Annotated in this window: 28 protein-coding genes; 20 read left to right on the top strand and 8 right to left on the bottom strand. The window is 38.0% G+C overall.

The window, feature by feature from the left end; all coding sequences use genetic code 11:
• Positions 1-530 precede the first annotated feature (530 nt).
• The 4 genes from AC1DIV_RS10910 (at position 531) to AC1DIV_RS10895 (ending at position 3,465) form a co-directional block, all read left to right on the top strand.
• Positions 531-869: a YolD-like family protein gene (locus AC1DIV_RS10910; RefSeq protein ID WP_477576372.1), complete on the top strand. Its 339-nt coding sequence runs from the start codon at positions 531-533 to the stop codon at positions 867-869.
• A 766-nt stretch (positions 870-1,635) separates the two neighbouring features.
• Positions 1,636-1,884, top strand: a complete 249-nt coding sequence (locus tag AC1DIV_RS10905; RefSeq protein WP_477576377.1) for a tyrosine-type recombinase/integrase — start codon at positions 1,636-1,638, stop codon at positions 1,882-1,884.
• Between the two features lie 395 nt (positions 1,885-2,279).
• Positions 2,280-2,435, top strand: coding sequence for a hypothetical protein (locus AC1DIV_RS10900; RefSeq protein ID WP_477576370.1), 156 nt, complete (start codon positions 2,280-2,282; stop codon positions 2,433-2,435).
• Positions 2,436-2,928: 493 nt separating this feature from the next.
• The gene (locus tag AC1DIV_RS10895) at positions 2,929-3,465 is read left to right on the top strand and encodes a DUF6241 domain-containing protein (protein ID WP_477576369.1); all 537 of its coding nucleotides are present in this window, start codon (positions 2,929-2,931) and stop codon (positions 3,463-3,465) included.
• Between the two features lie 175 nt (positions 3,466-3,640).
• Here the strand turns inward: AC1DIV_RS10895 and AC1DIV_RS10890 are convergent, their stop codons facing one another.
• On the bottom strand, positions 3,641-4,759 hold the full coding sequence (locus tag AC1DIV_RS10890; protein ID WP_477576368.1) for a hypothetical protein: 1,119 nt from the start codon (positions 4,757-4,759) through the stop codon (positions 3,641-3,643).
• A gap of 339 nt (positions 4,760-5,098) precedes the next feature.
• Between AC1DIV_RS10890 and AC1DIV_RS10885 the strand changes: the two genes are divergently transcribed.
• The 4 genes from AC1DIV_RS10885 to AC1DIV_RS10870 all read left to right on the top strand — a co-directional run bounded on the left by AC1DIV_RS10885 (position 5,099) and on the right by AC1DIV_RS10870 (position 6,527).
• A complete protein-coding gene (locus AC1DIV_RS10885; protein WP_477576366.1) occupies positions 5,099-5,287 on the top strand; it encodes a tyrosine-type recombinase/integrase in 189 nt (62 codons plus the stop codon).
• A 46-nt stretch (positions 5,288-5,333) separates the two neighbouring features.
• On the top strand, positions 5,334-5,582 hold the full coding sequence (locus tag AC1DIV_RS10880; protein ID WP_255264103.1) for a site-specific integrase: 249 nt from the start codon (positions 5,334-5,336) through the stop codon (positions 5,580-5,582).
• A gap of 120 nt (positions 5,583-5,702) precedes the next feature.
• Positions 5,703-5,894 carry a hypothetical protein gene (locus tag AC1DIV_RS10875; protein ID WP_477576365.1) on the top strand — a complete coding sequence of 64 codons (192 nt, stop codon included), beginning with the start codon at positions 5,703-5,705 and terminating at the stop codon, positions 5,892-5,894.
• A 201-nt stretch (positions 5,895-6,095) separates the two neighbouring features.
• Positions 6,096-6,527: an ASCH domain-containing protein gene (locus AC1DIV_RS10870; RefSeq protein ID WP_477576363.1), complete on the top strand. Its 432-nt coding sequence runs from the start codon at positions 6,096-6,098 to the stop codon at positions 6,525-6,527.
• Between the two features lie 607 nt (positions 6,528-7,134).
• Here AC1DIV_RS10870 and AC1DIV_RS10865 read toward each other — a convergent pair.
• On the bottom strand, positions 7,135-7,425 hold the full coding sequence (locus AC1DIV_RS10865; RefSeq protein WP_063596606.1) for a hypothetical protein: 291 nt from the start codon (positions 7,423-7,425) through the stop codon (positions 7,135-7,137).
• A gap of 414 nt (positions 7,426-7,839) precedes the next feature.
• The gene (locus AC1DIV_RS10860; protein WP_289348959.1) at positions 7,840-8,046 is read right to left on the bottom strand and encodes a hypothetical protein; all 207 of its coding nucleotides are present in this window, start codon (positions 8,044-8,046) and stop codon (positions 7,840-7,842) included.
• 456 nt (positions 8,047-8,502) lie between these two features.
• Between AC1DIV_RS10860 and AC1DIV_RS10855 the strand changes: the two genes are divergently transcribed.
• Together AC1DIV_RS10855 and glsA are read left to right on the top strand one after the other, a co-directional pair.
• Complete coding sequence (locus tag AC1DIV_RS10855; RefSeq protein ID WP_336865336.1) at positions 8,503-8,958, top strand: stage III sporulation protein AH; 456 nt, start codon at positions 8,503-8,505, stop codon at positions 8,956-8,958.
• 356 nt (positions 8,959-9,314) lie between these two features.
• Complete coding sequence (gene glsA / locus AC1DIV_RS10850; RefSeq protein WP_063596831.1) at positions 9,315-10,256, top strand: glutaminase A; 942 nt, start codon at positions 9,315-9,317, stop codon at positions 10,254-10,256.
• Positions 10,257-10,383: 127 nt separating this feature from the next.
• Here the strand turns inward: glsA and AC1DIV_RS10845 are convergent, their stop codons facing one another.
• Together AC1DIV_RS10845 and AC1DIV_RS10840 are read right to left on the bottom strand one after the other, a co-directional pair.
• The gene (locus AC1DIV_RS10845; protein WP_340874507.1) at positions 10,384-10,578 is read right to left on the bottom strand and encodes a hypothetical protein; all 195 of its coding nucleotides are present in this window, start codon (positions 10,576-10,578) and stop codon (positions 10,384-10,386) included.
• A complete protein-coding gene (locus tag AC1DIV_RS10840; RefSeq protein WP_340878439.1) occupies positions 10,565-11,086 on the bottom strand; it encodes a tyrosine-type recombinase/integrase in 522 nt (173 codons plus the stop codon). The genes AC1DIV_RS10845 and AC1DIV_RS10840 overlap by 14 nt, the downstream gene beginning before the upstream one ends.
• 359 nt (positions 11,087-11,445) lie before the next feature.
• Here AC1DIV_RS10840 and AC1DIV_RS10835 point away from each other — a divergent pair, with 359 nt between their 5' ends.
• The 4 genes from AC1DIV_RS10835 (at position 11,446) to AC1DIV_RS10820 (ending at position 14,441) form a co-directional block, all read left to right on the top strand.
• Positions 11,446-11,772 (top strand): hypothetical protein, encoded by a 327-nt coding sequence (locus AC1DIV_RS10835; RefSeq protein ID WP_063596608.1) that lies wholly within the window; start codon positions 11,446-11,448, stop codon positions 11,770-11,772.
• Positions 11,773-12,121: 349 nt separating this feature from the next.
• Entirely contained in the window at positions 12,122-12,829 is a 708-nt protein-coding gene (locus AC1DIV_RS10830; protein WP_477576361.1) for a sigma factor, read from the top strand.
• A gap of 30 nt (positions 12,830-12,859) precedes the next feature.
• A complete protein-coding gene (gene clpP, locus AC1DIV_RS10825; RefSeq protein ID WP_034305312.1) occupies positions 12,860-13,444 on the top strand; it encodes an ATP-dependent Clp endopeptidase proteolytic subunit ClpP in 585 nt (194 codons plus the stop codon).
• A gap of 409 nt (positions 13,445-13,853) precedes the next feature.
• Positions 13,854-14,441 (top strand): DUF6241 domain-containing protein, encoded by a 588-nt coding sequence (locus AC1DIV_RS10820; RefSeq protein ID WP_340874515.1) that lies wholly within the window; start codon positions 13,854-13,856, stop codon positions 14,439-14,441.
• Between the two features lie 149 nt (positions 14,442-14,590).
• Here AC1DIV_RS10820 and AC1DIV_RS10815 read toward each other — a convergent pair whose 3' ends face one another.
• Positions 14,591-15,484, bottom strand: coding sequence for a TauD/TfdA dioxygenase family protein (locus tag AC1DIV_RS10815; protein ID WP_323598960.1), 894 nt, complete (start codon positions 15,482-15,484; stop codon positions 14,591-14,593).
• A gap of 33 nt (positions 15,485-15,517) precedes the next feature.
• A complete protein-coding gene (locus tag AC1DIV_RS10810; protein ID WP_340874519.1) occupies positions 15,518-16,504 on the bottom strand; it encodes an ABC transporter substrate-binding protein in 987 nt (328 codons plus the stop codon).
• A gap of 381 nt (positions 16,505-16,885) precedes the next feature.
• On the opposite strand from AC1DIV_RS10810, the gene AC1DIV_RS10805 reads away from it, so the two are divergent.
• Complete coding sequence (locus AC1DIV_RS10805) at positions 16,886-17,653, top strand: ABC transporter ATP-binding protein (RefSeq protein ID WP_477576359.1); 768 nt, start codon at positions 16,886-16,888, stop codon at positions 17,651-17,653.
• A 22-nt stretch (positions 17,654-17,675) separates the two neighbouring features.
• Complete coding sequence (locus AC1DIV_RS10800; protein WP_048684234.1) at positions 17,676-18,509, top strand: ABC transporter permease; 834 nt, start codon at positions 17,676-17,678, stop codon at positions 18,507-18,509.
• 61 nt (positions 18,510-18,570) lie between these two features.
• On the opposite strand, the gene AC1DIV_RS10795 is transcribed toward AC1DIV_RS10800, so the two are convergent.
• On the bottom strand, positions 18,571-19,740 hold the full coding sequence (locus AC1DIV_RS10795; protein WP_323598957.1) for a HAMP domain-containing sensor histidine kinase: 1,170 nt from the start codon (positions 19,738-19,740) through the stop codon (positions 18,571-18,573).
• 639 nt (positions 19,741-20,379) lie between these two features.
• On the opposite strand from AC1DIV_RS10795, the gene AC1DIV_RS10790 reads away from it, so the two are divergent.
• The 4 genes from AC1DIV_RS10790 to AC1DIV_RS10775 all read left to right on the top strand — a co-directional run bounded on the left by AC1DIV_RS10790 (position 20,380) and on the right by AC1DIV_RS10775 (position 24,154).
• Positions 20,380-21,309, top strand: a complete 930-nt coding sequence (locus AC1DIV_RS10790; protein ID WP_421161709.1) for a glycerophosphodiester phosphodiesterase — start codon at positions 20,380-20,382, stop codon at positions 21,307-21,309.
• A 159-nt stretch (positions 21,310-21,468) separates the two neighbouring features.
• Entirely contained in the window at positions 21,469-22,608 is a 1,140-nt protein-coding gene (locus tag AC1DIV_RS10785) for a zinc-dependent alcohol dehydrogenase (protein WP_336865345.1), read from the top strand.
• 325 nt (positions 22,609-22,933) lie between these two features.
• On the top strand, positions 22,934-23,386 hold the full coding sequence (locus AC1DIV_RS10780) for a hypothetical protein (protein ID WP_336865347.1): 453 nt from the start codon (positions 22,934-22,936) through the stop codon (positions 23,384-23,386).
• Positions 23,387-23,608: 222 nt separating this feature from the next.
• Positions 23,609-24,154, top strand: coding sequence for a histidine phosphatase family protein (locus AC1DIV_RS10775; RefSeq protein ID WP_340874530.1), 546 nt, complete (start codon positions 23,609-23,611; stop codon positions 24,152-24,154).
• Positions 24,155-24,160: the final 6 nt, after the last annotated feature.

The following is a 24,160-nucleotide window of genomic DNA, read 5'->3' as shown; positions in this document are numbered from 1 at the left end:
AAAGCAGAGGGGAGTCCCCTCTGCTTTAGAGCATTATCTAAAAGTACACACTGTAATATAAATTGAAACGCCGTATACGCGAACCGTACGTACGGTGTTGTGAGAGGGGCGAAAATAATACATTTATTTTCCCTCTACTCGATTATGGAACTAAAGGGACAGGTTAGTTCAAAAATTACTACAAAAGAAATTCATTTTAAGGATATAAGGCTTACTCTAGAAGATATATTTATATAGCTTGCAAATACCTTAGTATGGGGATACCCACATGTATTTGAGTTATATGATATCTAGTTTATTTGCGATAGGTAATCACTCAGAAAGATTAGAACTTGGCTTTGATACTTCAGATCTTATTGGAGAGTTAATAATACACGGATTAATGAAAAGGGAGCCGGGACTGAACTTGGACAAGCCTTTACTCTTGAAGTACGCTGCGCCTCGAATTAATTCGGGGTTTTCTTTTGTATGTTTATAGAACGTTTGTTCGTGTTATAATATCGTTATCCATACGAAGGGACTGACGTATTATGACGTTACGTGACCGCGGAAAATTAAAGTGGGCGCAGGCCGCATTTCTTCCGGAATATACGAAGATGCTGCGTGATTTGGATACGGATTATCACCGACAACAAAAACCGATTATAGACGAGTTTCAATATGAAGAGTTCGACCAACGTATCTGCTACGCGATGGAACATAATTTTGCGGTTAAGATTACGAAGTGGGTGGACGGCTTTAATTACGAAATAGTTGGACGCATACATTACGTCGATCCTGTACATAAGGAAGTGCGTCTGAAAACGGAAGCTGACGAAGTGGATCGCGTGAAGATGTCGGAAATTATTGCTGTGGAGGTTAACGAATAAATTCTGCATATATTTCCGTGTTTCTACCTATTATATTAGCGTTAAAAAGAGGGCCGAGAGTTAATAGTTGTTATTGCTTTCCGCAGCCCGTCCGTGTACAATTACGTTAAAGTGATACAATCGTACGCATCGTAATACTCGTAAATACTGAACGATAATATATAAACGCTGACGTCACCGATCTCTACTCGTTAGGGAAACGGTGACTCTTTATAGCACGACTCAAAATCGTGTTCCTCTGGAGTGCCGGTTCGACCCCGGCCACCGGTTTCATGAAAGCTTATAGAATCAAGGTCTCAACTTAATTGTTGAGGCCTTTTTTCTTTGTCTTTTACACGACAAAAATAACTAAGAATCGTGTGCTGCGAATCGTGTGCGTAGGAGGTCGTAATGAGAAGACGTAAAGAATTAACGGGAAGATGAACTAAGAATTATTAAGAAGAGATTTCAGATGATGAAGCATATGAAGCCTTTTTAAGGACTGCTATTTAAGAAACTTAAGACCAGCGGCGATTGAATACTACAAAAATGAATTTCATGGAGCAAAGAAGATAATTAATAAGCAGCTCGTTGAATGGGTACAAAAGGACGTAAAAAGCTTAATTCTTCAGAGTAAGGAACTAATGAAAGTTACTACTATTAATACCCTGTTGAGAGCTCTAAGAGCATTCTATAACTTTTTATGTAAGCAAATCGTTAAGAACCCAATGAGGAACATCAAATTATTAGGAGATAGACAAAAGACAATTGAAACAATAAAGAAGAAATTGAGAAACTTATAAGGACAATTAGAAAAGAAAAAACGTTTATATCCTTTAGAGATGAAGTAATCATACTTGTTTTCCTAGATACTGGAGTCAGATTGTCTGAACTTGTAGGCATTGAAGTAGATGATGTTAGGGGGAACATTATCATTATTAGAAGAACAAAAAATCTCTTTGAAAGAACGGTTTACTTATCTGAAACGACACAAGAGGCAGCTAAGCAGATATATAAAGATAAGAGGGGACGTTGAGACGACCAAACTGTTCATAAGCCAGGATAATAAAGAATTAAATCGACATAGCATACTAAGTATGGGAAGGAAACAATGATAAATAAGCGAGTTTGTCCTCATACATTTAGACATACGATGGCTAAGAGGATGATTGTTTCAGGTGTGGATGCATTCTCTTTAATGCATTTAACTTGGTCATACAGATATCGCTGTTACTAAAAGATATGTGAATTTAGGGGGACAAGATCTGGAGCAAAAGCATAAGTTGCACGGAGCATTAAGAGGATTAAAAACATAGGTAATATATCCCAACCTATACTTTACAAACGAATGTTCGGTGTCTTTTAATAATAAAAGAGATGGCAAATGCGGCTCTACCATCTCTACACAAAAAACAGAAGAATTAACTTCTAATGACAAAAGTGGTAACCCTAGCAATAACAAAAGAGCAATCCAAGCCTGTACAAAAGTTACCAGCTTATAAAAGGAAAAATAAAAAAGAACAATATAAAAATATTAATAATTATTTTGTTAACAAGAAATTGGTTAACAACGATGAAATAACATAAAAGAGGTAGAAGCAAATCGTGAAATAGATAACTTTGGAGTTTACTTTAGAACTTGCTTAGAAAACACCTTATATAAAAGCCAATTGAAGCATGGACAAATTGATCTTTATGAGATATTTGAAGGAAGATTAAATGATTCCAATGTTCAATTAATGAACTGGTAAGATTTATATAATCCTTAGAAGTCTCAGGATGCTCTGTATTGGTTTCTAATAAATTTTAATATAGAATTTATATAGGGAATAGTTTAATGGCCAATACAGAGTGATTATTAATCCCATCTAATCAATTTAGATTTAGATGATTTTGAGGATTAATAACTTATGCTCAATTTTTTTATTATAAGATATATATTTTTTATCTATCTATATGGTTACTTAATAGTTTAAGATTATTTGTTAATAGTTTATGTTAATATAATAATGGTTAGCTTATCATAAAAGGATGTAACTGAAATGAGTGATAATCGAACTATGACTCGGAGGATTTTATAATGAATAAATTTAGATGGTCAATGTTTGGACTTATAGTAGCTGCCGCAGCTATCTCAGTAATAATAACAATCAATCAGAATGCTAAAAATTATGAAGAAACGCAAGAAGATACATCTCCTGTTTTGGAGACAACGGACTTTGAGACAACTGACGAAGAATATACGGAAGAACCAGCTTTAGAAAATGAAGAAGTTCTATATGAACTAGGACTTGGACCAGCTTCAAAAAGAGAAGACGTTATGAAAACAATGCATAGTATGACTCATCAAAAAGTAGTTTCTGAAGAAAAGTGGTACAACCTTGAAATGAATTCTGAAAACATCAATGCACTCTATAATTTCATTGATGATAGTGAAATGATCGACTATAAAAGTGAATTGCTGAGAATCGTAGGAAAATGGAAAGAAGGAAACTTCGACGATATAGTGGAAGAACACAATTACCTTTGGGGAGAACAAAATGGAAATGTCGGTAAAGCAACCGGAGTTCTTACTCCTGAAGAAGAAGTTCAATTTGTTAAATTAAACTTTGAATAAGCAGTAAAAAAACGAGCCTATCGAGTAGGCTTATTTTTTATTTTAAAATCAATATTTTATATTTAGATAAAAAAACCTTTTAATTTAAATAGACCACTTGATTGTGGTCTGAGTCCTTTGTCTTAAACTTAGTTATCCATTAGTTAGTTTATAGCCTTTTTGAAATACCTTCACATCAATAATTTTCTAATCTAGATTCTTTTCTATTCTCCCAATCACAAATAAGCCCATCTATAAAATCCTCATCTTGATATTTATTTGTTAGTTCTATTATGGCTGGCTTTTCTCCATAAAAACTCACATATGCATTTAACCTATTACTTCTTGCACATATAATTACATAATGAGCTTTATCGGGGAATTTTTTGACATATGTTTTAATTTCTGGATCATCCAAATCTTTATTTGATTGAATAAACTTATCCGTATTGTTTACATTAATAATACTTTCACGAATCTCATCAAATATATCATTACATACATATTTAGCACCCTTGAAAAAAGATAATGCATTAAAAGCTGTTTTTAAATATAAAAAATATAGCTTTATAGCATCTGTATTAATTTCATCTTTAAATTCAGAAACAGATTCATCTATAAATTTTGGTTGTGGCAATGCCTTTTTATCCTTAGATTTCTCTTTCAATTCATATAAGATTGGCAACATATCACCTGCAAAAATATTTAAATTAAGCCTTTTAAAAGAAGTAGCAGCATACCATCTTCCTTGATACAAACCTATATGTATAAAATGTTTGTCTGTTTTAAATGGCATATGCACCAATTTAAATTCTCTTTTCTTGTCTTCTAAGAATTGTATGAGTTTTTCATTTAATTCAATCTGCAAATTATCTACAGACGTTACATTTATATTTGAAGCTAAATAATGGTAAGAAATTGAATTATAATCCATAAAAGTAGTTAGTTGTGGGATGAAAACTGATCGTCCCGCGAATATAAACCCCAACACAAACTCTATGGGACTATGATTAGGATCTTGCCTAATTACCCTCATAATAGGATTTTTAACTTTTTTTATATTAAGACTACCTCTTTTGCCCGGACCATTATTCATTCTATTAAGACCAATAAAAGAATTTCTTAGTATTACCAGCTCTTCTTTAGAAAACTTTGCGTTTGCCTCGTCTGATACAGTTCCTTTTTCAAGTTTTTTTATCCCACCTAACCCTGCTGGAATTATATGTTCTTCATTATCAAATCTCAAATCTTCATCTGTTTTTTTATAATAAATACAGTAGCCCATGTTAATATCACTCCCCGAAACAATAATCATTAAATTTAGTTGGTCTTCCTTATTTTAACATAAAGAACATATCTAACTAATCTATCTACATTTGTTAATTGAAAAAGAATTAATAAAATTCTCATTTTTTTTACTCATATACTGGTTTGTACCTATCCTCAGAAGCTCTACTTTGACCCGTGCTGGACTTAAGCTATCTTCCCAAGGTTATATATTAATCCACTAAAAAAGCTATTAGAATTCATTATTTTTGGCTTTGCTAAACATTAATGTTGATTTTTGAACAAATAAAAGAAGACCACCTATTGAAGTGAACCCAAAAAGTTAGACACTATATTTACTTAGGCAGCCTTGAGGGCCTTAACAATTATGATGCTGCTTGAAACAGGTATAAGGGCATCTGAATGTATAGGAATCAATATAAAAGACATTGATTACTCGCGCTCAAGAATACTGATTCAAAACACAAAGGGATACAAACAACGCTTCGTACCGATTCAAGACAGGATGAAAGACAACTCCAACGATACCTCTCGATTAGAGAGTATTAGAACATGATTTTCTATTTGTAAATATCGACAATGATCCATTAACTAAAAGACAGATGCAATCGCAAATATCCAGATACGGTAAAGCGATAAATATCCAAGCTACTTGTCATAAATTCAGACATACTTTTGCTCGATTATCTGTAGAAGCATCTGCTGGTATCTTTGAACTTCAAGCAATTTTAGGACATACATCAATGGAAATGGTAAAGCACTATGTAAATTTGTTTTCTGATGACGTTATCAGAAAGCACAAAGAGTTTTCACCGATTGAAAATATAAATAAAAAAAGGGTACGAAATTAAGTCGAATGAAAAAAAAGAGACAAGGTACTCGCAATACCCTGCCTCCAAACATTTTAAATCAATAATCCTATAAAACTAAATATGGAATTTCCTTACCCTTATAGTATGGAAAAAAATTCGATGTTGCAAGGTGTCTTTAGTATTGCCTTTTTTAGGGTATTCCCTTGTGCTGCCGTTAAGCACAAGTTAATAGACAAAACAAAGGAAAAAATAGCTGATTTTAAGCAGGAGAAAACTGTTCTACAATTCGATTTTTCTAGCTTTATCGACAGTGAAAAGTTAGAACCGTTTACTGTAGAACTGCCAAAATAATGCACTAGCATCTATTATGTCTACATGCACTTAGTGTTGCAACAAAATATAGTTAGGACCACGAGGACAGCGTACATTTTGGTTAGCTGTCTTTTTTATGGCAAAAGAGAACATTAAATCTAGATACAGTCTATATTATCCTTATTCAAGGGAACTATATAACCAATTAACTTAATCATGTCAGGAGCAGGGGGATTAATAATGAAAGTACTGTCGATGATCCAGCCTTGGGCAAGCTTATTTGTCCTTAGGGAAGCCGAATATGAAACAAGGACTTGGAGAACGCATTATCGGGGTCCTCTTGCTATTCATACGAGCAAAAAAGTAGATAAGCCCGCCTGTAGACAGGATGGAGTTGCCGAGCTGCTGGCTAAGCATGGGTATACAGAAGATAATCTGCCGACCGGAATGATAATTGGAGTCTGCAAGCTGAAAAACTGTTTGAAAATAGAAGAAAACAATGGAAACTGGGCGGTCTTAGAAGATAGTCGGGTTATTTCAGGGAACGACTTGTTTTTAGGGGATTACAGAGTTGGCGGCTATGCCTGGGAAATTGAGGACATGCGGATGCTCGATGAATATATTCCTGCAAAAGGGCAGCTTGGGCTGTGGGAGTTTAGCGGAAAGATATAAGTATCAAACCATAGTGGCACTGAATCTGGAAATTCTATGCTTGTGGTTCTCTTTGGGGTTGCCATTTGATTAGGAATTTACTGTTTTTTTGGTGGTTTTTCATAGTTCTGAGACTAATTTTTGCTTGTTTCCCCATTGCGCGGTTCAAAAAGAGGGAGAAATATGATGGTTTTTAAGGGATATCGGTTTCCGCAAATGGGGAATTTAACATTTTTTAGCCCGACACAAAATCGTGTTCCTCTGGAGTGTTCGGTTCGACCCCGGCCACCGGTATCACCAATAGCGAAGAATCGCTATTACATCAAGCTTCACACTTAATTGTGTGAAGCTTTTTTGTGTTCATGACGCACTACAGAACATGTACAAATAATGTGCGGGGGCATTATGCAATGGTTTTTAATCACTCCAGAATGAAGGGAATTGAAACCAAGGAGCAAACAAAATCGAATGAAACAATTGGCAGCTTATCGGAGTTTAAAAGGTGATAGAATATTATGCACTGAAATCGTTTATTTTATCAACGTTTGTTCTTACAATTAAAAAGAAAAAACGAATGGGTCAAAGAGTATTAACTCTGCCATTCGTTTCGTAAACTTTGTTAATTGATTTAGATTTCAATATTCATAGCATTCAAGTCTGCTTCCGTATAGCCAGAAGCGGAGAGTGCGATTTCAATTTTTTCAGCAGCCTTATAATCAAATAATTTGAATTTAGACATTAATGCGAAAGCATTTTGATTTTCGATCGCCAAGGCAACAGCCTCCACGTCTTGCAGTAACTTCAGGTCTTCAATGTAGAATTGGGCGGTTCTCATAGCTAAATACTCATTCGTTGTAGTCGAACTGTAGAAAAGCCTTGTTAAAGTGGCGATTGCGTTAGGAACGAAAATCTTATTCATAATTACCCCTCCACTATTCATAATATTCTGTCACCTGAGTCATTACTAGTATGAGTCACTCTAAAAATGTTGTCAATCTTTATCTTTTGAGCATTTTTACTCACCAGTTGAAAGTAGGTATATATTGAAATTGAGTAATAAAATATCTGAGACTTTTCCAAAGGCAAAAATCATTGCACAGGGCGCACGAAGTAGGCGAAAGAATGAAGTTTGTTTACGAAACGACCCAAATTATATGTACCATGTTGATTCAAGCTCGATCGTTAGGTCTCAGGCTCGATCATAACCAAATGGATTATATACTTCATCCATTTACTTTATTCAACAAATGGGCCATTTTTTTCAGAATTTCTTTCAATGATGAATTCGTTTCTGTGTTCGAAACTTTTAAACGGTTTATGAAACAGCAGATTCTTATAAACTGTACAGAAGGCGGGCTTCCACATTCCGCAGCTCTCCAGATGAAACACTATCAGCCACAATTATTTGCATGGTTCTCGTAGCTGTCATTCGTTTGTCTGGATACTTCAGTTGTAGCTGCTGTTGTATCGCTCGGAAAAGTTCATTATTTTCTGGACGGTTGGCGTTATAGATTTCTTGTAAACTTTTTGATTTTCCCATGACCTTTCCTACTTTCCATCAAGTGTGAGATACATATGAAAGCTTCTTATGCGATAATATTCGTATGTTCTATATTTCCGTCTTATCGCTTCTAATTCCTTCTTTTTTTAATTAAATCTTTAAAGAACAGAGAAGGTTGCCCCTGTTTTTTTACAAGGCGTTAGCCCACGTGTCTTACAGCTTGACCTTTGTTATATATGTTGTTGTTGTTGTTTTTCAAGATCAAAGTAATTCTGAATCACGATCTGCGTAGGAGAACATTATTGTGAGGATAGAAAATTCATATGAGACATGATGCATTACTCCCGTTATCATCAGCGTTTCAAATGGAAAGAACATGGTTTGGCACAATCATCCACTCTCTGGATACTACAGAAATGGTAAAGGTATTCGGATTGAGGGTGCACATGCGTTCTATGGCAGTGCAAATACTTGATATATAAATAGGGGGACAAGATGTTAAGCGTTGAAAGGGATCCAAAAAATAGAGTTTATCAGGAACTAATTGATTTATGCTTTGAAGTATGTGATGAATTTCATCTAGTTATTAGAACCGATATGGGTGCAATAAAAGACTTAGAGGAAATCATAAATATGTTCAAAGCATCATTAAAAGAAATGAGAAGCGAATCAACATGGGCTAGTACAACTCTTGGTGATAATCAAACTGCAAATGTTTATTATTTTTATGCTGATGGGAATGCAAAATCAATAATAAAAATGATTGCAAAATCTCTTTTTCAGTGGGAAATGCCTAATTTGCCTGAGGATTTGTCTTTTTTTAAACAAGGAAAGGTCTGGCTGGCTACTTCTTCGCATGAAAAACAATGCTTCATTTTCCCTGAGAATGAAACCGAAGCTTCAAAAATTATGGGTATTGAAGGTTTAAGAGTTGAAGAATTGGATGATTAACTTAGAATATATACACATAACAAAAAAAGATGAACCCTATTTGATTCCACCGCAGCATTAAAATCAAGATCTCAACAATAGTGTGAGGTCTTTTTTCTTTTCTTAAACAAGACGAAAATAATTCAGAACCAGATTAGGGAAGTATGGTTGTACCTTACAAAGGGCTAATTAGTATCAATAAGAAGCATTTAAAAATTTCTATAAAGAATTATTATTTAAGAAAACCAAGACCAGGAAAGTAGCCGCTTCGCAGTTTTAATAAATAATATCGATGAAATATGGCAATAAATAAAAAAACAATATCTAGGAACACTTCACAAAACATATTTTCTAAGGGGCGGAAAATTGTGAACAATATGGGATGTCAATGCAGGTCCAATGACGAATTACAGCAACTGGTTGATGAGGCAAAAAAATATACGAGTAACGGAACAGTGGCAGACTATATACCGGCTCTTGAAAAGGCGAATCCTGGGGATTTGTCTGTTGCTATTTACTATCCTGACGGGAAAGGATATTGTGCGGGTGATGTAAGAGGTAAAATGACCCTGCAAAGCATATCAAAAGTTTTGACACTTGCTCTTGTATTAATGGAAAAAGGGGAGGATTATGTTTTTTCCTATGTAGGAAAAGAACCAACTGGCGATCCTTTTAATTCGATTGCCAAGTTAGAGACAAACAAGCCATCCAAACCGTTAAACCCCATGATCAATGCAGGAGCATTGACTGTGACCCACATGATTGAGGGTGCCAGTGTAACCGAGCGATTTGAACGTATTTTACATTTTATCCGGGAGTTGACGCAAAATCCGAATATCGGCTTTAATGAAGATGTTGCCCGGTCAGAATATAATACAGCAGACTTGAATAGGTCGTTAAGCTATTTTTTAAAGCAGCATCATGTAATAAATGAGGATGTGGAGGAGTTAATCGAATTGTATTCGAAGCAGTGTGCCATTGAAATGGACAGTCAGGATTTAGCGAGGATAGGCTGTGTGCTGGCCATGAATGGGAAAGATTTGCTGACGGGAAGGCAAATCATCCCCGGGGACATTGCCCGTATTTGCAAGACATTCATGGTTACCTGCGGCATGTATAACGCATCAGGTGAATTTGCCATTAATGTTGGCATACCAGCTAAAAGCGGTGTGTCAGGGGGAATCATGGGGGCCGTCCCCGGAAAATGCGGGATTGGAATTTATGGTGCAGCGCTGGATGAGAAGGGGAACAGCGTTGCAGGGATAAAAATCTTGGAAATGATGGCGAAAAAGTATTCCTTAAGTATGTTTAATTTGTAAACTTTAAAACCAGTACCGAGTCAGTCGGAAGTTAAATGAGTTCAGTGTAATGCCTTAAGGAAACATATCATTTACTTTCAAGGCAAAAAAAGACCTCTGCACATAAGGGCAAGGTCTTAGGACTATTTCATAACAAGTTGGAGAAAAGAGATACTTTTTTATATAAAGCATTTACCTCTTTATTTCGATGTTCCCCGATTTCATTTTTTAGCTGGTCTTCAATATCGGTCATTAGATCAGCTAACTTCAATGCCTTTTGTCTGTCGGAAATATTGCTGCGAATGATAGATTCATATTTTGCATTGTATTCAGTCAATGACATTTCTTCCGTCCTCCCATAGTGTAAAGTCATTTAAGCTGTCCTCTGTCCCTTCATCAGCAATCCCAATGTACTTAAGTGTAATTACAGGATGTGAATGGTTAAGGATCATTTGTAGCTCAGCAAGATTCTTACTTCGTTTATAGTGCCAGTAACCGAATGTTTTCCGCATGGTATGTGTACCGACGCCCTCGATGTCCACCATGTCCGCTGCTTTATTAAGCTGCCTGTATGCTTGTATCTTACTTATTGGCTTATCGCCCTTGCGTGAGGGGAATAGCCATTCACCATCAATGGTGGCTATATAGGCGGCCAATTCATTACAGACATTGTTAAGCTGTATCATTCTTGGCCTTTTTGTTTTCCCTTCCTCGATGATGACCTCAAACTTTCCTTTAATGTCCGTTATCTTCAGTGATAATAGATCAGTCACCCGTAATCCGGTATTGATGCCTAACAAGAACAATATGTAGTCTCTCTCGCTGCAATGTCTTTTCAATGACCATTTCATATCATCTAATTTTTCCGATGATCTGATTGGTTGCACGTCTATTAAGTGTTCTTTTGGCAAAAGTGATCACCCTTAATTCACGCCAATGAAATCAGTATTTTGAATGTATACTTTTAAGAGTAACACTGAAAAAGGAGGGAAGTCAATTTGAGGGGGATATTGATATTTTTTGGACTGTCCATTTTTAAAGGGTTCGGTGTATTTTTAGTTGTTTATTGGATAAAAGCAATAAAAAACTTCTGGAACTTGATATAATGAAAATAGTAATATTTTTCTAAACTAGTGTTATTGATGGATATTTAATAGATGAATTAATTCATTCTGAATTTATATGCTATAGCAGGATTGGGGAAACCACCATGAAGAGAGTTTTGGCTATATTGAAAAAATTACTGCCTATAATGTCAAGGTTGATTACCATGGCAATTATGGTTTTGGTTTTTTACTGCATGTTCATGTTCGCAGACCTGGATAATGAAAAGTCAGACAGCGAGCGTCATAACGAGCGGTCGGTGAATTTTGAAGAGATGAGCGATCAAGAGTCTGAAGAAATTCCAGCAGGTTCTATGGTGAACTATTGTAAAGATAGCGCTAATGAGAGTCGCTCCTCCAGTTGGTTTGGTATGGAAGTAAACGAAATGGAACCTAGCGAATACACGGTCGAATGCATTGAACACTTGGAATAGCAGCAGAGTTCCTATGGATCGAATTCAGGATTCACAGCAAAGACATCAGGTACGTCACATCCAAGCGTCTGGCTGGCTTATTGGAATGGAGCGGAATGCACGGGAATAATAATTGTTTTCGAAAATAAGGTCTACACTGAAATGATTGGTGACGAACCGGGTACACAGCGGGGGAGGCCATATATTAGCCTGTTTGGATCCTAACCAAACAGGTTTTTAGTATGAAAGGAAATCCAATGGAAAAAATGGAATAGAATATAATGAAGCATGAAGGAAAATTTTTCACCCCCATATCTTTTTCTCTTTCTGAAACGTTTAGAGGATAGAGGGTGTTGAAGGAGTGAGAAAAATGATAAATAAGTTGAGGGAAGATATTGCTGAAGAAAGGGATAACGGTGCAATTTTGCGTGAAGTTTATCCTGAATTGATTCGGTTTTGCCGATTCCTGACCCAAAATAATTGGGATGGGGATGATTTGGCTCAGGAAACGATATTGAAGGCAATGCAGGGCTATGGGAAGAAAACGGTGATAACAACAGCTTTATTGAAGACGATAGCCCGACATTCCTGGATTGATACGATACGAAAAAGGAAAAAAGAATCTTTAGACGATCTGTTGGATACCGAACAACTGGGGGCAGTTGGGAGAAATGTCTTTGAAACGGTTGAATATATAATAAAATCCCTTACCCCGAAACAAGCTGTAGTGTTCATATTAAAGGAAGGATTCCTCTACCGGTCAAAAGAAATCTCAGATTACTTGAACACCACGGAAACGGCTGTAAAGGCAATCTTGAACCGTGTGAAGAAGCGTTTTGAGAATGACGTTGAAGATCGTAGGTTGTCTTGCGTGGAAGATTGGCAGGATGAGGAGGAGCAGCGGCTCATCTCCCTGATGACACAGGCTTTAAAAGCCCAAAATCCGGATATCCTCATTAGAAGCATCCCATCTTTCAAATCCCTGAACAGTGAGTCGATGATTCCTAAACTGATGAATCGTTCGAATCTTTCCAAATCAAGCTTCACTCCTTCAAACACACTCTCAATGGCTGCATAGCCAATATTATTGTTAGGAGGAAGAAGAGATATGACCACCATTCCATATGTAATTGAGCAATCCAGCAAAGGTGAGCGCTCGTACGATATTTATTCCAGACTTCTAAAAGACCGTATCATCATGATTGGGGAAGAGATCACCGATCATTTAGCCAATAGTGTGGTAGCCCAATTGTTATTCTTGGCAGCAGATGCACCTGATAAAGAAATTACCATCTTCATAAACAGTCCGGGGGGATCGACCAGTGCCGGTTTCGCCATTTATGATACGATGCAATATATTAAGCCTGATATCCGGACTGTATGTACGGGGATGGCCGCATCATTCGGTGCCATGCTTTTATTGGCGGGTACGAAAGGGAAAAGGTGCGCTTTGCCAAATAGTGAAATCATGCTTCATCAACCGCTTGGTGGGGCGAGGGGGCAAGCAACGGAAATCGAAATTTCTGCCCGAAGGATTTTGAAGCTAAAGGATCATATCAATCAAATCATCTCCGAAAGGACCGGTCAGCCTATCGAAAAGGTGGCGAAGGACACAGATCGCGATTACTTCTTAAGTGCAAATGAGGCGAAGGATTACGGTATAATCGATGAAATAATCGTTCAGGATAATTAATTCTGATAAAGACGCCGGCTGTACGAAAACGAAAAGAAACTGCCGATATTAGATTGGCAGTTTCTTTTTTACCTTTTTACATTACTCCATCTATTTATCCACAAACCCCCATACCTTATTCCAATACTATTCCAAATCCACTACCTCAGCTTCACAATGCCCGGCACCCGGTATTATCAATTTTTCTTGTCGACTGTTGCTGCATTATATGTGTCATCCAGCATGCAATAAGTGACGAATAAATCTTCTTCAAAAAATAGAATGGGATGTTGGGTAATTATCGATATCTGAAACTATGTAATTTTTATTGAAGAATGAGAGGGGGATGTGTTCCTTTTCTGGATAGTCCATCCATTCAATATGTTAAAATAAATAGTATCTGACATTATCAATCTTGGAGGAAGTTTTTATGAAGAAAACGCAAAAGGTTTTACTTATTAGTGGAATCTCTGCTGTTGCATTATTCGGGGTGGGGGTTGCTTCCTTTAAAATCATGGAGAACTCCAATGAGTACGAAAAAGCTCAACAGGTAATGGAAGCCAGGGAAGCCAAAGAACAAATTGAAAGAGAAAGAGAAGATGAAAAAATCGAAGCCCAAAGGGAAGCGAAAGCTAAAGCGGCGGAACTTGAAGCGAAAACAGCGATATATGCTGGGATTGAATTTGAAACAGGACTTGATGAAGGCTCAACCGAAACGGAAGTCATGGACGTCATGCATAAAATGACTCATCAAAAGGTTCGCTCGCAAGATAAATGGGGAGCTATACCGATGTCCCCTAAGATTATAGAAGAAGTTTATAAAATAGTTGATTCAAGTGATTTTCAGCATAGAGATCGATTGCTGTCCATCGCTGCCCGGTGGCGAGACTTTGATTTTAGCACGATCGTTCAGGACCATAACTTCTTTTGGGAAGACAAAGAAGGCACCGTTGGAAAAGCCCATGGAACATTAAGTCGGGCAGAAGAGGTTGAATTCATTGAAGTTAATTTTAAATGAGGGGAAAGTACTGAAAAGACCAAAGGGCGAGTTGGCAAGTCCTGCTCAATAAAGAAAACACTCAAACTTCCTGCAATAAGGCCGTTTGAATGTTTTCATTCGCTTATGGGGCAGTCAAGTAATGGAAGCTTACCTTCGATACAGGAGTTTTATTTCTTAATAATTAGTCTGCTGGACTCGTTCTCCTTGTTTACGGGAACGTCTTTTCCTACTGTGACCCTGCGAACGACGCGGTGCTGGTCCCCGTAATCGGCAATAGCGTAATGCTGCGTGGCTAGGTTATCCCAAATGGCCACGTCGCCTTCACTCCATTGCCAACGCACGGTATTTTCTAAGCGCGTGACGTATGAATCGAAGATGCTTAATAATCTTTCGGATTCACTTGTTGTATAGCCTTCCACTCTACCAGCAAAGCCACCTAATAACAAATGCCTTTTTCCGGTTTCGGCGTGCACATGAACGACTGGGTGCCTTGTTTTATAAATGGTCGATTCGAATATATCACGATACTTCTTTTTAACCTCATCATCAATGTTTTCGGCTGGTTTGAATTGAGCATAATCATATTCATTTGTATGGATTGCCCATAGTCCGTCCGCTAATTTCTTCAATCCATCCGGCAGGTCCTCATATGCTTCATTCGTATTGGCCCAAACTGTATCTCCGCCGACATCAGGGATGGTTACCCCTCTTAAAACAGAGTATTTAGGAACCTCTGGAACGAAAGTGACATCAGTGTGCCAATGGTTTGCTTTAGCACCGCGTTCGGAGTCAAGCTCGAAAATATAGTTAGTATTGTCTTTGACCGGTACTGTAGGATGTGCATAAGGTTCACCCAATAGTTTGGCAAATGCTTCTTGGCTGGCATCGTCCAAATGATTTTGACCTTTGAAGAATATGACTTTATGATCGTTTAACGCTTGTTTGATTTCATTGAAAATAGGTAAATCCAAGTCCCCGCTTAATTGCACTCCTTGAATTTCCGCTCCAATCCTTCCTGCTACCGGTATCACTTTCAATTGTTGTGTTTTAGTTTCCGTCATAATCAATCTCCTCCTGTATGGTTAGTTTTTTTATTATTTAAAGGCTTCATCAATGTATTCATTGTTGATGTGATTTTTAAAATTAAATGATTTCTTGATATAACCCACACCAGCTAAAGTATCGATGGATTCTTGTTGTGCTTTGATGGCATCTTCGGTAAAGAAGATATTTGGTTCTTCGGCCGTTATTATTGTCTTTACCGTGCTCACAGGCAATTTAGTTTCTTTCGAATAAATTTCAGATGCTTCATCTGGATTCTCAATTTGCCAATCGGCAGCTTTTTTATAAACCTTTAAATAGGCCTCGACAATTTCAGGATGCTCTTCGGCAAAGCCGTTACGTGCAATGATTGCACCAGGAGCTAATATTTTTCCTTTTACTTTAAGTGCGACAGCATTCCCTTTTTCAATATTATTAAGGTAATAGGGGTTCCATATTGCCCAGGCGTCCAATTTTTTGGTTTCAAAAGCCGCTTGAGCATCATCTGGTTGCAAATTGATGAGTTTAATGTCATCAGTCGTTAAACCATGGGCTTTCAACGCCTTGATTAAATACACATGCCCCGTTGTCCCCGAAGCAACACCGACCGTTTTCCCCTTTAAGTCTTCAATCTGCTTTATGTTACCTTTCGCTTGAGCCAGAATCCGAACAGATGACTCACCCCGGCCTGTTTGGGCAATCACTTCGAATGGCAGATTCTTATCAATGCCGGCAATCAGTGCACCATCCCCTAAAAAAGACAGATCAACCCGATTGGAAGCAAGGGATTCCAAAAGCGGGGGACCACTCTGGAATTCACTCCACTCGATTTGGGCATCCAGTTTAGAAAACTCTTCGTTGAACAATCCCTTTTCCTTTGCAATGACCAATGGTCCCATTTTGCCATTTAAGGCAATATGAACTTTCAGTGGATCACTTTTCCCGGAAGCTTTGCTGGCATCGGAATTACAGCCTGCCAATACAGCGATGCTAATGAAGGCAAGTAGTACTGCGGTTAGATGTTTACGATATTCCTTCATGAATTCCCTCCTTTTTTACAGCTATACACATCTGGATAGTCAGATTAATGACAAAAAAGAGATTCAACGAAGAGTTTGCTTGGTTACTCTTCATTGAATCTCCGGTAGTCCAGTTGATTCACATGACCTTTATTTAATTGGCTCCAGTGTGAAGCGGATTTGTGTATGAATGCATCTTAACAGCTGTTAGAATTATCTGTCAATTATTTTTTTACGATTAATCCGATAAAATAAATTGGTATTAAGTGTTGATTATAAATAATCGATAAGTTAATATAAAATGAAATATTGAATCGACTAGTTAACTAGAGATTCAGCAAAGGGACAATTTGTGCCTTATTGCTGGATCTCTATTTTTTTATTTGAGAAAGGGTGAGGGGATTGGTTGCGACATTAGAAATTAATCAAGTAAGCAAAACATTTAAGAATGAGAATGGAAGTGTCCATGTTTTGGATCATTTAAATCTGACCGTCAACAATGGTGAGTTCGTTACCATCATTGGTCCGAGCGGCTGCGGGAAAAGCACATTATTAAAGTTGATCGCAGGACTTGATTCAGACTTTGATGGCACGATCATGGCAGGGGATCTTTCGGTTAGCGGACCTTCTAAAGACCGTGGTTTCATTTTTCAGGAGCATCGCTTATTTCCATGGCTAAACGTGGAGAAGAATATTGCAGGTAACCTTCCATTAAAGAAACCGGACATTCGAAAAAGGGTGGATGATTTGATTTCACTTGTCAAACTTAAAGGTTTTGAGAAGGCGTATCCACGCCAATTATCCGGAGGAATGTCGCAGCGTGTTGCCATTGCCAGGGCCTTATTGCGTAATCCTGAAGTTTTATTGCTGGATGAGCCATTCGGTGCATTGGATGCATTCACGCGAACGCATCTTCAAGAGGCTTTACTAGAAATATGGGAGAGGAATAAGACAACGATGGTGCTTGTCACCCATGATATTGATGAATCCATCTTTTTATCGAGGAAGGTGGTCGTCATGGATGCAAAGCCTGGACGGATTAAAGCTATCGTTCCGATTGATTTGCCATACCCAAGAACCCGAACAAGCAAAACGTTCCAGGAATTCAGGTCCGTCATATTAACCCAACTTGAACATCATCCAGTAGAGGTGGAAGATTGGAGCATTTAATTGAATTTTTGAAAAAGGAAGGATGAAAATTATGTCTACACAGACCGTTGCACAAAACAAGCACCTTGTCATAAGGGAAACGACAAAACAATCCAAACTTGCCAAATCGGCATTGCGGGGTTCGGTCCTTCCCGTTGTCGTGTTGATTGCATGGCAAGCATTAGGTTCGGTTGGCATCCTGCCTGCCCAATTGTTCTCATCCCCTTTATTGATCGTCATGACGTTCATTGATCTCGTCCAGTCGGGGGAAATGGGCATGCATTTACAAATCAGCTTAACGCGGGCTTTTCTTGGCTTTGCCTTAGGTGGTTTTTTAGGCTTATTGCTAGGGGTCATCGTTGGGATGCAAAAAAAATCCGAAGAGTATCTTAACCCAAGCATTCAAATGTTACGAACGGTTCCTTTACTCGCGATCACGCCTTTATTCATTATGTGGTTCGGGTTTGGTGAACTATCCAAAGTGCTGCTTATTGCTTTAGGTGCTTTTTTTCCTCTATATCTACAAACTTTTTTGGGTCTTCGAAATGTGGATAAAAAACTCTACGATGTTGCCCTAATCTTGGAGTTTAGCCGTCGGGAACAAATAACGAAGCTCATGATTCCGGCAGCATTGCCTAACATATTACTTGGTATCCGTTTAGCCTTAAGTGCGGCTTGGATGTGCCTGGTCGTCGCTGAATTGCTCGGTGCGGATAGAGGGGTGGGCTTCATGATCCAGGATGCCCGTTCATTCATGCAAACGGACGTCGTATTCGTAGGCATCATCATTTTTGCCCTTGCTGGTAAAATCTCAGACTCATTTGTCCGCTTTTTAGAAAATCATTTGCTGAAATGGCAAGATAGTTTTAAAGCCTAATTGAAAAAGGATGACCGCCCGGTGATGGGTGGTCATCCTTTTTCTTATTAGGTATGTATGTTTAATCTATTTCTTTATATAAGGGCAAATAAATGGTGAACGATGTTCCTTTGTTCACTTCGCTCTGTACCACGATTTTCCCTTTGTATTTTTGAACGATGGAATAACAAACGGTCAGACCGATACCGGTTCCCCTATCTTTAAGCGAGTAAAATGGGGTGCCGAGTATTTCAAGCTGTTCTTTTGATAGGCCTATTCCTGTATCCGTTATTCGTATTTTTGCCATAGTGCGTTCCTGCTCTGTTTCAACCTTGATGAATCCGGGTTTGTTCATTGACTCAATACCATTTTTCATGATATTGACCAGTATCTGTTTAAGCTCGATGGGATTCATGTTAATGTGCAGGTCGTCACGGAAATCGAGAAGAAAGCCGATGTTGCGATTATTGGCAAAACTGGTTAATAGGTCGGAAATCTTTTGGATTTCATCATTTAAAGGAATGACCTGTACATTATCCGTTTGCGGTTTTGCTAAAGACAAATAGTCATTGATAATCACTTGTGTATATTCAAGTTCCGTAAGCATGGTCTGTACATAAAATTTTTCCGTTTCATTCAGTTCCTTCTCTTGATCTAATAGCTGGGCAAACCCTTTAACGACTGTAATCGGATTACGTATCTCATGTGCAATGGTGGCAGCTAGCTGTCCGACTGAGTTCAATTGCTTGGCCTGCTGTATTTCCTTATGAAATGCATTATTGGATTCCATCCTATTATTGGTTCCTATGAATACGAATGCCAATATGATTTGTATAGCGATGAAATTAAGCGTGTTGCCGAAACTATCCAAAGCGACATATTCATAAGTGTGTTGAAGATCCGTTTTTGAAATGATCAAGATGGAAGCGGGACCTAATATGATATTTAAAGTGGCCACAATATAAAAACCGATTTTATCAAAGAGAAAAATGGGAAACAAGGGTGCTATAGCAAATAAGGCCAGCATGATGGCAGTATCCGGGAATATCCAAAATTTGCTATAAAAATAAACAGTAATTAAGAAAATGAATAGGGTTTTATAAAAATTGACTTCTGTTTTTAAGAAAAATAACAGAGAAATTATCATCCCCGATATTAAAATGACCTGTAATGTCATCTCGTAGGGATTATCTTTCCAACTTATAGGTGATACAGAAATCCCAACTAATAGTAAAAAGGATATCATTGCCATGAAAGCCTTCAGTATAAATCGGTGTTTGTTTTGATAATATTGATAATTTTTTAACATAATTCCCCTTAGTATTAATATTCTGTTTGCTTAATAGTAATATGATACTAGTTTTTTGTAAATCAGAAAAAGATAGATTTTGTCATCGATAACCTTTCTATCTATATTATGGAAAGGTGAAGGGTTTGAGGAAAACATCCTATCAGGACCCCAAAAGTCTGGAATTTAGATATGGAAGACTTAAATTGTTTGAATAAGAAGCATGACTTGCATAAAAGCGGAGTAAGGAGTTAAGGGTTTGGAAATATTTAGTTATACTCATTTGGATGACCGTTTTTTTCCTACTATTTCAATATGTACATGCTAAGAAACATTTTATATTTTCATGGATTACCATTACCCATATATAGCACATTATTCATTTACGATTTTTTTAGAAAAAGAGGCTTTGGGAGACTTCTTATCATTACAATAAAATTTTCATTCAACTTTTTGGTTGGGTAGAACGAACTGCATGAATGCCCTGTTTTTGATAGGTTATTTTAACCATTTTAACTACTATATTATTTCTTTACATTATATTCGCTGTAGATTCACATTCCCCTTTTAAAATAATGGTAATAATAGGAGGGAGAGAGGGAAATGAAAACGAATCTAAAGAAATTCGGTTTTTGTATGATGAGTGCGGCCTTTATATTGCAGGCTACTTCAATGGGGGCCTCCGCTGCAAATGGAAATCATTCCAATTCATCTATTTATGAGAAGAAAATTGTGAATGTCGCACATAGGGGAGCTTCTGGTTATGCACCTGAACATACCATTCCTGCTTATCAAATGGGAGAACAAATGAAAGGCGACTACATAGAAATCGATCTGCAAATGACCAAAGATGGTAGATTGGTAGCAATGCATGATGAAAAAGTGGATCGTACAACGAATGGTACTGGCCTTGTGAAGGATTTAACGCTGGCAGAAATTAAGAAACTGGACGCTGGTACTTGGTTCAATGAAAAATATCCACAATTGGCAAAAGAGGTATATGAAGGGTTAAAGGTTCCTACTCTTGAAGAAGTCTTTAAGAAGTTTGGAAAGAAGGCCAATTACTATATCGAAACAAAGTCCCCTGATGTGTATCCAGGGATGGAAGAAGAACTTCTGCAGGTTCTGGAAGAATATAAAATGGTGGATTCCAAGGGCCGTACAAAGAATGTATTAATACAATCGTTCAGTAAAGAAAGCCTTATGAAGGTTCATGACTTGAATCCAAAGTTACCTCTTGTGCAACTTTTTTCTTACAAGAACCAAGCAACCATTTCCGATGAAGAATTGGAATCCATAAAGGAATATGCAGTTGGCGTTGGCCCGAACTTCAGTAAAGTTGACGGACAATATGTGAAGATGGTTCGAAACCATGACCTCCAATTCCATCCATATACAGTAAATGAAAGAGCCGATATGAAAAAGGCGCTTGAGTGGGGTGCAACGGGGCTGTTTACGAATTATCCGGATGTGTTCAACGAGGTACTAAGTGAGTATAAACACAAAGATAATGGAAATAAAGTTACTAAATAAATGGTTTCAAATGTGAGTTCCGGTTTCCGGGGCTTTTTTTTTGTCATCCTGGTGCAGCATAATGGGCGATTAATTCTTGGGGAAATTAGATGTCCATAGGCTTAGTGGTCTTTCGGATGGGTATATAAAATAAATCAAGAATATTTTAGGAGGTAGATTATGAAGGCTGTAACTTTTCAAGGAGCAAAAGATATACAAGTAAAACAAGTTGAAGATCCGAAACTTCAGCAAAAGGATGATATCATCGTCCGAGTGACTTCAACAGCTATATGCGGGTCCGACCTCCATATATATCAGGGTGCTTTGCCGACGCATAAAGATTATGTCATTGGCCATGAACCGATGGGCATCATAGAAGAAGTGGGTCCGGAAGTGACAAAGGTGAAAAAAGGGGACAGGGTTGTCCTGCCTTTCAACATTTCTTGCGGGCACTGTTATTATTGTGAACATGATATGGAGAGTCAATGTGATAATTCCAACCCTAATGAAGCGGTGGATACAGGCGGGTACTTTGGTTTTACGGAACGATATGGGAACTATCCAGGCGGGCAGGCAGAATATTTAAGGGTACCATATGGAAACTTCATGCCGTTTGTCATCCCAGAGTCATGTGAACTAGAAGATGAGGCGCTTTTGTTCATGTCCGATGTGCTGCCAACCGCATATTGGAGTGTAGAGAACGCTGGCGTCAATAAAGATGATACGGTAGCGGTATTGGGCTGTGGGCCGATTGGCTTGATGGTTCAGAAGTTCGCTTGGATGAAAGGAGCAAAAAGGGTCATCGCCATCGATAATCTACCTTATAGACTCAATAAGGCTAAACAGATGAATAAGGTAGAGGCGTATAACTTCGATGAATATAACGATATGGGCAGCTACATTAAGGAAATCACTTCAGGCGGGGCCGATGTGGTCATAGATTGTGTTGGAATGGATGGGAAGAAATCGACGATAGAGGCGATTGAGCAAAAGCTGAAACTTCAGGGTGGAACGTTAAGTGCGATTGAGATTGCCCTTAACGCCGTACGTAAATTCGGCACGATCCAATTGACTGGCGTATACGGATCGAAATATAATATGTTCCCATTAGGCGATTTATTTGAGCGGAACATTAACCTGAAAATGGGACAAGCACCGGTCATTCACTACATGCCCAAACTTTTTGATAAAATTACGGCTGGAGAGATCGACCCTACGGAAATCATATCCCATAAAGTCCCTCTCGAAAAAGCGAGTGAGGCTTATCAAATCTTTAACGATCATGAAGATGAATGTATTAAAGTGGTGCTAAAGCCATAATGTGAAGCTATAAAAATCCAATGCCCCTGAGCTGCATTGGATTTTTTAGTTGAGTTCATAAATAGATCAAAGTGTATGGTGCATGATCGATAAACGTATAAATGACGCGTGATAAATGCTCATCATACCCGTGAACTGAGGAAATCAGGGTTACACTGTTTTTTTTTACTATGATGCCGTTTAAAGGGGATTCCGAGAAAGTGACGATTGACCCTTCCGATGATGATGGAGAGATGCAGTGCCGAGTGATCTTGAATAAGGGTTTTTGGTAAGGGAATGGAGTATTTATATTATATAATGATAGTGACAAAAGGAGGATGTTCAGATGGTATATAACTCGGCAGCAGAACTTTGTGAAGGGTTTGGTTATCCGCCCGTTCACGTTAAATTGACGATAGAGATCATCGATAAGAGATTGGGACCTGTAAAGGCAGAAGCAGAGATAGCCATCAAGCCTGTTAAGGCAAAGGGATATCTGGAAGTATTGGTGGAAGAATTGGAATCGGAGCATATCTTTGCCGATGAAAATGGCAGTATCTATGGCAGCTTTGGCATCGATCAAAGCATCCAGATATATGATGAAATCCTGACTACCATTCCGTTCGAAGAGATAATGGGAAATGAAAATTGGAAAGAGACAGTTGAGGAATCCATCACGGCGGATAAACTAAAGGAACAACTGGGGAAATCCCTAAATGATTATCAATTCAGTGATTTGAGCGGGAAATATAAATTCAGGAAAAGATGTACGATAACAGAACTCCAATTCATAGATTAAACGAAAGGAGAAGGCGATATGCTTTCTCTTTTTTACATATGGCCATGATATTTTTCCTTATGATAATTAAATGCTTGCAGTGACACAATCTGTGAGAACCTTTGACCAGGTTTTAATGGTTTCAACTTGCATTTATTATATTGCTTTACATAGGTTAATATATTGTTAAGGGCTTTTATAAGAAATAGAAACGAATATTTTAAAAGATAAAAAGGAGAATATATGAAAATTGGTTTGGTACGGCATTTTAAGGTGGCACATGAATTTCCTACTGGGAAATCTGTGACGGCGGATGATATGAAGCAATGGTTTGTGGACTATGATGCAGCGGATATTATTTATGGAACGACTTTATTTGGCGTGGAGGAATGGCAGGAATGTTATTGCAGTGATATGTCGAGAGCCGTCAAGACAGCGGAACACATCTATCCAGGCACGGTTCATCGGATGGAGGAGCTGCGGGAAATACCTTCGCCCCCTTTGAGAGGAAGGATTAAGCTGCCGTTCATCCTTTGGGCCATCTGGATTCGCTGCTGCTCGGTGATCAACAAGCAGACAAGGGCGGAAATTAAGATTGCAGAGCAAAGAATCAATAAAGTATTGGATGAAGTCTTTGCAAAGGGGGAAAGGAATGTTCTGATCGTGAGTCATGCCGCCCTCATGGTATATATGAGGAAAGAGCTGATCCGACGGGGGTTCACCGGTCCAAAGTTCAAGATTGCCAGTAATGGAAAATTGTATATATTTGAAAGCGGAAAAGGGAAATGAATATAT

The sequence above is a fragment of the Peribacillus sp. 05N428 genome (assembly GCF_056397085.1).
Note: the sequence above shows the minus strand (reverse complement) of the source record. Positions and strands in the feature narration are given on the sequence as shown.